The sequence below is a fragment of the Capnocytophaga sp. H4358 genome (assembly GCF_002302515.1).
Taxonomy (GTDB): domain Bacteria; phylum Bacteroidota; class Bacteroidia; order Flavobacteriales; family Flavobacteriaceae; genus Capnocytophaga; species Capnocytophaga canis.
This window is the reverse complement of the sequence record NZ_CP022380.1, coordinates 1,907,006-1,919,734: the sequence shown is the minus strand read 5'-3', so window position 1 is coordinate 1,919,734 and position 12,729 is coordinate 1,907,006. Positions and strand designations below refer to the sequence as shown.

The window sequence follows — 12,729 nt, the reverse complement described above, 5'->3', positions numbered from 1 at the left end:
AATTTTCCGAGTAAAAATAGGCATATTTTCTCAAAAACCAAAACTTTTATAAAATTTAAAATCCTCGCCGTCCAATGACAGCGAGGATTTATTATTTTGAAAAAAATCAAATCGTGAAAGACCTATCCACCAAAGTCGTCGAAGCGGATATTTTCATCAGGCAGACCGAAATCTTGTCCCATTTTTTGTACCGCTTTGTTCATCATCGGAGGTCCACAGAAATACAATTCGATGTCTTCTGGTGCATCGTGCTTGCTCAAATATTGGTCGATAACCGCATTGTGAACAAATCCTGTAAATCCGTCTCCTTCAGTATCGTTAATGTCTTTCTTAACTTTCCAATTATCCTCTGGAAGTGGCTCAGACAACACGATGAAGAACTTAAAATTCGGGAACTCACGCTCCAATTCCCAGAAATGCTCCAAGTAGAACAACTCTCGTTTAGAACGTCCTCCGTACCAATACGTTACTTTACGTCCTGTTTTCAACGTTTTGAACAAGTGATATAGGTGCGAACGCATCGGTGCCATACCTGCACCACCTCCTACGTACAACATTTCGGCATTCGATTCGTTGATGAAGAATTCCCCGTAAGGACCAGAAATAACCACTTTATCACCTTTCTTACGAGAGAAAATGTATGATGAAGCCACCCCGGGGTTTACGTTCATCCAGCCGTTTTTAGCTCTGTCCCAAGGCGGAGTAGCGATACGAACGTTCAACATAATTTCGCGTCCTTCGGCAGGATACGAAGCCATTGAGTAAGCACGTTCCACGCTTTCGGTATTTTTCATCACCAATGGCCAAAGGTTAAATTTGTCCCACTCCATTTTGAATTTTTCAGGTTCGCCAGGGTGTTCCGCAGGGTGAGCCGTGATGTCAATATCCGAATATTTAATTTCGCAAGGCGGAATTTCAATCTGAATATATCCCCCTGGTTTGTAATCCATATCCTCAGGAATTTCCACCACAAATTCTTTGATAAACGAAGCTACGTTGTAGTTACGCACCACTACGGCTTCCCATTTTTTAATACCAAAAATTTCTTCCGGAATGGAAATTTCCATATCTTGTTTTACCTTCACTTGACAAGCCAAACGAGCTCCTTCTTTCAGCTCTTTTTTGGTAAAGTGAGGTGTTTCGGTAGGAAGAGCCTCTCCCCCACCCGAATGCACGTGGCACTCACATTGGATACACGACCCACCGCCCCCACAAGCCGAAGGCAAAAATATTTTTTGATTTCCTAAGGTAGAAAGCAACGAACCTCCCGAAGGCACTTCAATTACTTTCTCGCCGTTAATCTTGATTTTTACAGGTCCTGACGGAGCCAACTTCTGCTTTACAACCAGCAAAAGTGCCACCAACAGCAAGGTTATCACCAGCAAGGCAATTACCGTTACTGCCACCGTTACAAATATACTACTTGATAATACCATTACTTAATTTCTTTTGTGTTATTGGCTAATTTTTCAGTTTTATCAACTTTTTGCTCCATCATCGTTTGGGTTTTCTCCTCTTCGGCTTTCTTTTCGCCTCCGGTGAGCATACCTCCGAAACTCATAAACCCGATAGCCATAAGCCCCGTGATGATGAAGGTAATCCCTAATCCACGAAGTGCAGGCGGAACGTTCGAATAACGGATTTTTTCACGAATGGCAGCAATGGCAACAATGGCCAAAAACCAACCAATCCCCGAAGCCAATCCGTAAGTAGCCGCCAAACCAATGGTAGGAATTTCACGCGATTGCATAAAGAGCGAACCTCCCAAAATCGCACAGTTTACGGCGATAAGCGGCAAGAAAATCCCCAATGAATTGTACAAAGCAGGAGCAAATTTCTCAACGATAATTTCTACCAATTGTACCATTGTTGCCACCGTAGCGATGAACAAAATGTAGGTCAAAAAGCTCAAATCATAGCTTGCATATTCTTCGCCTAACCAAGCCAACGCTCCCTCTTTGAGCAGATATTCGTTCAGTAGCCAGTTCATCGGAACAGTTACAGCCAATACAAAAATAACCGCTGCTCCCAAACCAACCGCCGTAGATACTTTTTTGGACACCGCCAAATAGGAACACATACCCAAAAAGGTAGCAAATACCATATTATCTACGAATATCGACTTAAAAATCAGTTCTATATATTCCATTTTCTAATCTTTATTTAGTTACTAATTATTCCTCAATTAAGGATTTATTACGCGTACGCTGAATCCAAATCACAATTCCGTAAGTGATAAGAGCCATCGGAGCCAATAACATAAATCCGTTATTTTCATATCCTAATGCATACAAACCTGTCTTTTTGATAGGATCGCCCAATACTTGAAATCCAAGAAGCGTTCCCGAACCTAAAAGCTCACGGAAGAAAGCCACAATGATAAGAGCCAACGCATATCCGCCTGCGTTTCCAATTCCGTCCAAGAACGATTTCCAAGGCGTATTTCCCAAAGCAAATGCCTCAAAACGTCCCATAATGATACAGTTTGTGATGATAAGCCCCACAAATACAGAAAGTTGCTTACTCAACTCGTACGAAAAGGCTTTCAGCACTTGGTCAACGATAATTACCAACGCCGCTACCACCAACAATTGTACGATGATACGGATTTTTGAAGGAATAATATTTCTAATTAAGGAAATTACCACGTTCCCTACTCCCAACACAAATATTACGGACAATCCCATAACGATAGCCGCTTTAAGCTGTGCCGTGATTGCCAATGCGGAACAAATTCCCAACACTTGCACGGTAATCGGGTTGTTATCCCATAGCGGGTCTGTAACCAATTTTACGTCTTTTTTTGATAGTCCCATAATATTAGTTTTTTAAGTTTTTAATATAATCAACGTACGCACCAACGCCCGTTTTTACCATCTCGTTTACTCCGTTTACGGTAAGCGTTGCCCCTGCAATGGCATCTACCTTGCCGTCTTCTTTGCGTTTGTTTTCAGGGTCTCCGTTTGATTTTGAACCCTCTACGCTTTGGAAGTTGCCCGAAGCGTCCAACAAATGCTCTCCGATGAAGTCGTCCATAAAGAAACGCTCTTTGATGTTTGACCCCAACCCGGCAGTTTCTCCTTTGTGGTCGAAGAAAACACCTTGTACGATAAGATTCTTATCCACAGCCACATAGCCCCAGATAGCGTCCCAAAGTCCTTTTCCGAAAACGGGAATGATGTAAAACGTTTTGCCTTCTTTCTCACCTACAAAAAGCGGTAAGCCTTTCTCGGCAGTCCATTTCGGGTCTTCAATCAAATCGGCCTCAACGGCTTGATTTCCTTTAATAAAGTATTGCCCTTTGATGTACTTTTTAAACTCGGCAGTAACCTCGTTGGTCGGAACAAAAGTTACATCACCCTCGCCCAAATTGGTATTCTGATTGCGGTTTACGCCCATTGCGTAAAGTACGTTTTGTTGCTTTTCGAACTTCTTATTCTCGCTGATTCTATCGCTCAACGCCGAAGAAACCCCCGCAAGCAACGCTCCTACGATAATTACCATTATGATGGCAAAAATCACTGTATATGAATTACTTTCAGTTCTGTTTGACATATCTATGCAGTTTTAGCTTTTAGACGTTTTTTTCTTCTTGCCACATTTGCCTGAACCACGTAATGGTCAATGGTTGGAGCAAATACGTTCATTAGCAGGATTGCCAACATCACTCCCTCAGGGTAAGCAGGATTGAAGCAACGAATCATTATCGAGATGAAACCTGCCAAAAATCCGTAAATGTATTTCCCCGTATTGGTTTGCGATGCCGTAACAGGGTCGGTTGCCATAAACACCGTACCGAAAGCAAAACCACCCACCAACAAATGTTGCCAAGCCGGTAAGCTCCACAAAGTGAAGAATTTAGTACCTTCCATAGCAGGAGCAAAAGCGTTGAAAATATACCCCATTGCCAATCCTCCAAGTACCATACTGAGCATAATTCTCCAACTTCCTATTTTAGTGAAAATCAAGAATAAAGCTGCTAAAATAATTAGCAAAGTTGATGTCTCACCGATAGACCCCGGCGTAAAGCCAAAGAACATATCCGAAACAGAATATTTATCCGCAATGTTGTGATGCTGAGCCAAATGCCCCAAAATAGTTTCCCCTGAAATAGCGTCTAAATCCGCTCCTTTGGCGATTTCAGCCGCACGCTCGGTAGCTCCTTGCACCCAAATTTTATCACCACTCATCGAAGTAGGATACGCGAAGAACAAAAACGCACGAATGGTCAGTGCGGGGTTTAAGATGTTCATTCCCGTTCCTCCGAAAACTTCCTTACCGATGATTACCCCGAAAGCCACCGCTACGGCAAGCATCCAAAGGGGCAAATCCACAGGAACGATAAGCGGCACGAGCATTCCCGTTACCAAATATCCTTCCTCTACTTCGTGTCCGCGAAGGGTGGCGAACACAAATTCAATTCCCAAACCAACGGCGTAGGAAACCGCTACCAACGGAAGCACTTTTATAGCTCCGAAAGAGAAGTTTTGCCACGACCAAAATTCGGGACTAAAAAAAGGTAGCCCTACGGCGTGCGATAAAGCTCCCGTAGCTACATAATGCTGATACCCCACGTTAAAAATCCCGAAGATAAGACACGGAACCAGTGACATAATCACGGTATTCATCGTACGTTTGAGGTCGTCAGCTGCCTTAATGTGCGTACCGCCGTGGGTCGTTTCATTAGGCAAATAAAGGAACGTATGCAAAGCATTGAACGTCGTTTCCAGCTTCGTTCCCTTATACTTTTCTTTTAACGTATGTAATTTACTTTTTAAGCTCATTTTTAAAAAGAATGATTGTTATATTTTATTATTTTCTGCAAGAGGTAAATCAAAAAAAATTTACGCTCTAACTCTTAATTTCAGTGCATCGTACGCTGTTTTGTCGATACGCATATACTGAATAAGGTTTTTGGTTTCAAATTTGATTTTGCCTTTATCGTCTTGTTGTGCCTTATTATTAATTACCGACACGTAATAAACACCTTCCAAGGCATATAAAACAAAAAAACTATGACTTTGCTTTTTATCAGACAAGGTTAATTCGGAGATTCGCTCATAATCACCTGATTCTAAATCACTTTTAAACGATTCTTGATCTTCAATGTAAGATAACAACGGAAGTTTTTCTTCCTTAAACCATTTGTCAGCAACTTCGCTAAAAGGTCGTTTCGCTTGGTTTTTAGTTCCCAAGAAAGCTGCGTAGAAAATCACTATAATCTCGGCTACCCATACTATCGAAAGAAAAATACCATTAACTGTCGAACCTTTCACTCCCCAAGTTCCTACGGAATTGATTTCGGCTATCAATGAAAACAAATCAGAAGGATTCAGTAACAAATGAAATAATTCTCCAAAATTGACGTTGCTGATTGCCACCCCAATACGATTATTCCCAATAGTATCGGTCGTATTCAATGCCAAATCTGCCCAAACTATCCATTGAGCATAATAAGCTACCAAAGCACCCAATAGAGTAAAGATAACCCCTAAGGCATAGTTACGAACCTTCCCTAATTTGATAACTAAATTTGCAATCACCCCAGCAATAGCAAATCCGAACATAATGGTAATCAACACATTAATATAAACCAACGGAATATACCAAGTTGCGTAAGCGTAGATACCTCCCAACAACGGAAGTACGAACAACGATACCAATAAAAAATAAACAAACGCAACGGGAGAATACTTCCCAGAAGGCTGATAATACTTTGTCATAATGTTTTTCAAATTAAAAATCAAACACCTATCCCAACTCCTGCATCATTAAATCCAAACCTTCACGGATAATCTTCTGATGGGGTTGTTTTGAAACACAAACAAATTCAGTAAGTGCAAAATCTTCAGGAGCAACTTCATACGCACCCAAGTTTTCCAACTCATCTAAATCTTTGTACAAACACGCTTTTAAAAGTTGCATCGGATAGATGTCCAACGGAAAAACTTCTTCGTACATACCCGTCATCACAAAGGCACGATGTTCGCCATTGGTGTTGGTGTTTAGGTTGTATTTTTTCTTCGGATTGAGCCAAGAGAAAGTCATTGCCCTCGTGGTTGAAACTTTATTAAAAATAGGTTTGTTCCAACCGAAAAACTCGTAGTCGTCTCCTTCGGGAATTACCGTGATTTGGTCATCGTAATACCCTAAAAATCCGCCTTCCGAAACTTTTTCCCCCGTAAGCACATCACCACTGATGATACGTGATTTCTCCTTTTTAAGATTTCCAGAAACAAGGCTATCTATCTGAGCACCAGCAACTACCGAAAAGTATTGCGGTTTTTCCACACAAGCCCCCGTAAGAGCCACAGTGCGAGTAAGGTTGAGCTTTCCAGTTACAAAAAGTTCACCGATAACCACCAAATCTTGCGGGGTTACCACCCAAACCACTTCGCCCTTGTTAATCGGGTCAATTTTAGCAATTTGCGTACTGACATTTCCAGCTGGATGTGGCCCTGATACGTTGTGAAGCACAATGTCTTTGAAGTTACGGAAAGGAGACAAAGAACTGTCTTTAAACACCGAAACGTGTACTTTTCCAGTGGTCAGTTTCGCCAATGCAGAAAGAGCTACTTGCAACTGAACCTCTTTTCCTTTCAAGGCGTAGTCATAGTCGGGAGCAAGCGGATTAGTTTTACAAGCTGAAACAAAGATAGCCTTTGGTTTGTCATCAGGATTGGCAATGACGTCGTAAGGACGCTGTTTGATAAACGGCCAACACCCCGAAGCTAACAAATGCTCTTTGATTTGTTCTGCTGACAACTCTTGTACGTTCTTTTTTCCAAAATCTTTGAACTCTTGTCCGTTGGCCTCGATACGAATTTCCAAAATCCGACGTCTTTCCCCACGAACAATTTCTGTCACCTTACCACTGACTGGCGAAGGGAACAAAATACGCTCATCACTTTTCGAATGAAAAAGAGCCTCGCCTGCTTTCACTTCACTACCCTCTCTTACAATAAGTTTAGGGATGATTCTATGAAAATCATCGGGTTTTATACCATACGTTTTAGCCAGCGGAAGTTGCTTTATTGCCTTATCAGCCTCCCCTTCTAAGCGAATGTCTAACCCTTTTCGAATGCGGATGTCGTTTGACATATCTGTAATAATTGTTAGTTAGTTTTATTAAAATTCGGGCACAAATATACTACTTTATATTTATTTATGTAGTAAAATAGATAGTTTTTTCAGTGTTTTATGCTTCTTATATTTGATTTGTGGATAAACACATGTGGTCACGCTATCCTAAAAAGTTAAATATAACAAAATGTTACTATTTAACTTATGTCTGGGATTTGGCGAACCCTATGTTCCATATCAAGAAGAGACCGTTCAATACATTGAACAGCCTCTCTTACTACCTATTCCACAATAGTCATTTCATCAACAATATGTTTTGCTCCTGCATATTTGTCAATTATCCAAAGTACATAACGAATATCCACATTAATGGTACGTTGCAATTTAGAATCAAAGATTACATCTCCCGCCATAGCTTCGATATTTCCGTCGAAAGCGAGACCGATAAGCTCCCCTTTCCCGTTCATAACAGGTGAACCTGAGTTACCTCCGGTAATATCATTATCAGTCAAGAAATTAACATGCATTGTTCCATCTTTATCCAAATAGCGACCAAAATCATTTTTATCATACATTTCCACCAATCGTTTTGGCATATCAAATTCTGGATCGTTTGGTTTATATTTTGCTACCATTGACTTGAATGTTGTGTAGTTATTCAACGAAGCATCTGCGTTGCGAGGATCGGCAGGTAGCGATTTAACAGTTCCGTAAGTAAGTCGCAACGTTGAGTTTGCATCTGGATATTGAATACGACTGATACCTGATTTACGCAAACCATCTACATATTTTCTGTATGCCTTACTGTAAGCATCTTCCAACGCGTTTAATTCTTCTGAACTTTCTCGCAACTTGGCTATTAATGATTTAGACAACAAAATCAACGGATCATTTTTAAGTCTTTCTGCATTTGGATTGTCCATAAACTCTTGTACACGTTCTTTACTTGCTACCACACTCACTGAAAAAGCTTCTTCAACAAAGCGGTCGAAATCACCTCGATATTCTCTATTAATTTTTTCAACTTCATCTGCTAAATTTTTGCCTTTCATCGCGTACAACTTCAAGGTTTTTGCTAAAATAGCTTTTTCCGCAGGAATATGCATATTATCATAAACAGCTGAAAGCCTTTCATCTATAGATGCAGCCATTGTAATTCTCGCCATGTGTGGAGCTTCAACTAATTTCCCTAATTGGTTGTTCAACTCGAATGGAAGAACACTAAAATTAGTGGCACGGAACAGCGTTTGTAGATAATTTCTATCAGCTGAACGCTCATTGGTACGCTCAAAATAGGTTGCAATGGTTTGTAGCACATCTCCGTAAGTGGCTCTATTAGCTTTTTTTCTTGCCCATTTTGCAAATTTTGCTTCGTAAGAACGTTTCACATCAGCAGTCTTGTGGAGAGTTAAAGCCTCAATCATTCCCTGTCTGTTTTTCCAGTAGTTCGCAATTTGAGCATATTTTGAAGCATACATCAAACGAACTGCAGGATCAGCATCCATAAACGGTTTCATACCGTCCATAGCCGCTTTTGAAGATTCAACCCATGCAGGGTAGGCATATTTCACATTTTGATCTACCCAATGCGATGGCACCCAACGGTTAGTACGTCCTGGATAACCTAAAATCATTGCAAAATCATTTTCTTTAACCCCTTTGATACTCACTGCCAAATGTCTTTTGGATTTCATTGGAATGTTATCAGCTGCGTATTCGGCTGCATTTCCATTTTTATCGGTATAGACACGGAATAAAGAAAAATCTCCTGTTTGACGAGGCCACTCCCAGTTATCAGTATCACCCCCAAATTTACCAATACTTTCCTCTGGCGTACCTACCAAACGTACATCCTTAAAATCTTGGTAAACAAAGTAATAGTACTCATTTCCTTGAAAAAACGGACGCACTGAAACCACATATTTTCCATTTTCACTATTTTCTTTAATAATCTTTGCAGTTTCGCGATTCAAAGCTGCTTCTCGATCTTTTTCGGACATTTGATCATTCACCACTGCCAACATACGTTCAGTTACGTTATCCATACGCACAAAAAAACGTACGTAGAGCGAGGAAGGTTTTATGTCGTCTTGGTCACTCTTTGACCAAAAACCATCACGCAAATAGTTGTTTTCGGGAGTAGAAACTTCAGCAATTTGACGGTAACCACAGTGGTGATTTGTCAACACCAACCCTCTGGGAGAAATAATACTCGCTGTACACCCTCCGTTAAACTGCACAATAGCATCTTTCAAACTATTGTTATTGATGTCATAAATCTCTTTTGCAGTGAGCTGCAAACCTTTTTTCTGCATATCACGTTGGTTCAAACGTTCAATAAACATCAAAAACCACATCCCTTCATCGGCACGAATCACACTCGGAACGAATGTAAAAGCCGCAACAATTGCTACAATTATTTTCTTCATTTTACTGATAAATTTATATTAAAGGCTTAAAGGTAAATATTATTTGCAAATTAAATCATACTTTAAGATTATTTAACTTTTATCGGAGAGAATTCTTTACAAAATAAACTAATTACTATACAACTTATTACGTTCCTCCTGAGGCATTTTTTTGTAGGAATACCACGCAAAAACACTTATGACCACTAACAACGCTACTACAAAATAAACCCATTTGGGAATAGGAATAGGATCCCCTGTAGCATAAGAATGAAGCCCTACTAAATAGTAATTCACCCCAAAGGAGGTCATTACGATAGTGGAAAATGCCCACATAGTCACAAGATAATAAACTAACGCATTTCTAAATTTTGGAATGAGTCGCAAATGTACCACCACACTGTACACAATAATCGAAATCAATGCCCAAGTTTCCTTAGGATCCCAAGCCCAATAACGTCCCCAGCTTTCATTTGCCCAGATTCCTCCCAAAAACGTCCCTGCAGTAAGCAAAAATAAACCAATAGTAACTGCCATTTCTTGTACAACAATCATTTCCTGCATGCCTCGCCACCACGTTTTTTTTGGTTGTAACGGCTTGAATATTAACAAAATCATGGACAATAAAGCAATAACAAAGGACAAGCCTAAAGGTGCATAGCTTCCAACAATCACAGTCACATGAATTTTCAGCCAATAGGAATAGAGTACTGGTTTCAATGTGGTAATTTCAGGATTAAGCCAGTCCAAAAAGCTCACTAAAAGCAACGTCCCCGAAAAAAGCAAACCTAAAGGTAAGGTAAACGAGGATTTTCGAACAAAGAGCAATCCAAAAAGCAAAATCCCCCATGAAACAAATAACAACATTTCAAATCCATCGCTCCACGGCGGATGTTTAGCGATATACCAACGTAACCCTAAATCAAAAGTAAATACCACCCAAATAATACAAGCCAAAATAGACCCTACTGTCAGTGTCTTTTGCAACCATTTAGCCGACAGAAATAAACTTAAAATATTAAAAATAAGAAGAACTCCTCCTAATAAAATACATATTCCAAAGAGATAATTCCCTATACGAGTACGAGTGTAAAAAATCTCAGCTTCTACTTCGTTCTTGGTGGGATATACATTTTTTCCTGCTTCTTTTTGATATGTTGCCAAATAAGAAAGAGCCTGATCGGCTTCGGAAAAATCGTTGGTTTGCATTCCTTTTTCTAATCCTGCAATGTAGAAATTATGTATATTTTTCACAAAATCAGCATCTTGCTCTTCAAATTCTGAAAACTGATCAGCTGTTAACCATTTATTGTTTTGAGATTTCGTATTAGGATATAGTCGTAAAAAATTACCTGTAAATACATTGTAGAGAATATTAAAACGTTCGTCTACTTTGAGTAATTCCTTCTGACTTTCAGAACGCTGGGCAGGTTTCAACCGATTGGTTTCTTCTACCACATCCTTGAGCAGATACGCACCACTGGCATCTAAGAAATCCATAAACTGGAGCATTCTTTTTTGATTGACATTCAGAATATTAAATACAATGGCTCCTTTATCAGTATTTATCTTTATAAGTGGCTTTTCAGCAAAAGTTTCCGGACTTTTCTGTAAGGCTATCAAAAATTGTTCTGGCGATATTTCAATTTTTTTACCCTCATGTGTATTGAGCTTCACACTAGTTTTTCCTGTTAACTTTCTGGTAATTTCATAGGCTAAGGTAGTTAACGGCTTCATTCGTCCGTCAAAATCTTGAACAATCAAACGTCCATACTCTTGAGCTTTTTCTTGCGGGATAATATGTTCCTCTAAATAACCTCCGGACTGAGCAAACGAAGGCAACACAAAAAACATGAACAATACAGAATGCAACTTACCTATATCTAATGCTTTTATTTTTTTTAAATTACGATTTAGAAAACTAAAACGACTTCCATAAGCGAATAGTAACCAAAACATTGAAAAGAATAACACCCCATAACCTAAATAAGTGATTATAGTTCCTTCACGGTCTTTATTGAGTGACAATAATGTACCTTTTTCATCCTTGTCATAGGACGATTGATAAAATCTATACGACTGATAATCAAGAACATTATTCATAAAAATATTATACGAAAATGACTTATCTCCGTCAATGACCTCAACATAACTCATGTAGCTTTCGGCACTTTCACTTCCTGGATAACGTTTCAAATGAAACTTATTAAGTTTCAAAGCAAAAGGAAGATCTATTTGCTTGGAAGCATATGTATAAGCGTATCTTTCACCTTGATAATCAAACCATTGCCATTCGGGAATATTTTTAGTAGCTGAAAAATAGCTCTCCGTGATTAATTTTCCTTCATTTCTGACTTCTAACTTAACGACACTTACCTCTTTTTCCGCTTTATCATTCTTACCTAAAGGTTCATAAACCAACTTTTTATTATCATGGATAGCTTCAATCATGAAAGAACCTCCCGACCAACGATAGACCGTATGTGGCATAACATTAGTCCATTGTTGTGGTGAGAAACTGGACATCTGCTGGGATTCCAAATGAATTGTATGCAGTGGAATAGCACTCCACAATTGCCAATTATTTTCGTTCTTTTGTATTTTAAACACATGCTCTTCATCAGATTGAAAAGCTAAAGAATAATTGTCAACCTTCTGGCTCTGTCCAGATTTCATTAAATGATAACTACTTTCTTCATCTGTTTCCAACATGACAATTTCGAGAAATGACTCCTCCCCATCAACAAATTTTTGGACAGCTTTCGGTAAATACTCCGTAAGAACACATTCGAAGTGGTTATCATTGTCATCAATTTGCATGGTTTCTTCCGAAAAAAAATATGGAATAGGTTGTGATTTTTTGTAGAAATAGGCATTTTCGGTTTGAAACTGAATATACTTTTCATTGGTAGTATAGGAAGTTACAGTTTGATTTTCACGGATATGCACCATCCCTTCTTTACTAAAATAACGGGTTACACCTGCTCCTATAATAATAAGAATAAACGCCAAATGTAGTAATCCTACAGGAAGTTTACTTTTTGAAAACAGCCTATACCTTTTGATATTAAAAAGAAAATTAATGGATAACCAAATCATTATAAGTTCAAACCACCATGCTTCATAGACGAAAGCTCGAGCTACAAGAGTACCGAAATCATTTTCAACAAAAGTAGCTACTGCCATCGACAACGCTAATAGCAGTAGCAATATAACAGACATCTTTATGGAAACCACG

Annotated in this window: 9 protein-coding genes; all 9 read right to left on the bottom strand. The window is 39.2% G+C overall.

The annotated features are described in order from the left end of the window. Positions 1–122 precede the first annotated feature (122 nt). The 9 genes from nqrF to ccsA all read right to left on the bottom strand — a co-directional run bounded on the left by nqrF (position 123) and on the right by ccsA (position 12,713). Complete coding sequence (nqrF, locus tag CGC49_RS08140; protein WP_095912344.1) at positions 123–1,436, bottom strand: NADH:ubiquinone reductase (Na(+)-transporting) subunit F; 1,314 nt, start codon at positions 1,434–1,436, stop codon at positions 123–125. Further along, positions 1,436–2,149, bottom strand: a complete 714-nt coding sequence (nqrE, locus tag CGC49_RS08135) for an NADH:ubiquinone reductase (Na(+)-transporting) subunit E (RefSeq protein ID WP_095912343.1) — start codon at positions 2,147–2,149, stop codon at positions 1,436–1,438. Before nqrE ends, nqrF begins: the two co-directional genes overlap by 1 nt. A gap of 25 nt (positions 2,150–2,174) precedes the next feature. Beyond that, positions 2,175–2,816: an NADH:ubiquinone reductase (Na(+)-transporting) subunit D gene (locus CGC49_RS08130; RefSeq protein ID WP_095894055.1), complete on the bottom strand. Its 642-nt coding sequence runs from the start codon at positions 2,814–2,816 to the stop codon at positions 2,175–2,177. A gap of 4 nt (positions 2,817–2,820) precedes the next feature. Beyond that, entirely contained in the window at positions 2,821–3,555 is a 735-nt protein-coding gene (locus CGC49_RS08125) for a Na(+)-translocating NADH-quinone reductase subunit C (protein ID WP_095894054.1), read from the bottom strand. A gap of 2 nt (positions 3,556–3,557) precedes the next feature. Beyond that, positions 3,558–4,784: an NADH:ubiquinone reductase (Na(+)-transporting) subunit B gene (locus tag CGC49_RS08120; RefSeq protein ID WP_095912342.1), complete on the bottom strand. Its 1,227-nt coding sequence runs from the start codon at positions 4,782–4,784 to the stop codon at positions 3,558–3,560. 60 nt (positions 4,785–4,844) lie between these two features. Further along, positions 4,845–5,723 (bottom strand): hypothetical protein, encoded by an 879-nt coding sequence (locus CGC49_RS08115; RefSeq protein WP_041913559.1) that lies wholly within the window; start codon positions 5,721–5,723, stop codon positions 4,845–4,847. Positions 5,724–5,751: 28 nt separating this feature from the next. Continuing rightward, on the bottom strand, positions 5,752–7,101 hold the full coding sequence (locus tag CGC49_RS08110) for a Na(+)-translocating NADH-quinone reductase subunit A (protein ID WP_095912341.1): 1,350 nt from the start codon (positions 7,099–7,101) through the stop codon (positions 5,752–5,754). Positions 7,102–7,364: 263 nt separating this feature from the next. Then, positions 7,365–9,512, bottom strand: a complete 2,148-nt coding sequence (locus CGC49_RS08105; protein WP_095912340.1) for a S46 family peptidase — start codon at positions 9,510–9,512, stop codon at positions 7,365–7,367. A 108-nt stretch (positions 9,513–9,620) separates the two neighbouring features. Next, a complete protein-coding gene (ccsA, locus tag CGC49_RS08100; protein WP_232745170.1) occupies positions 9,621–12,713 on the bottom strand; it encodes a cytochrome c biogenesis protein CcsA in 3,093 nt (1,030 codons plus the stop codon). Positions 12,714–12,729 lie beyond the last annotated feature (16 nt).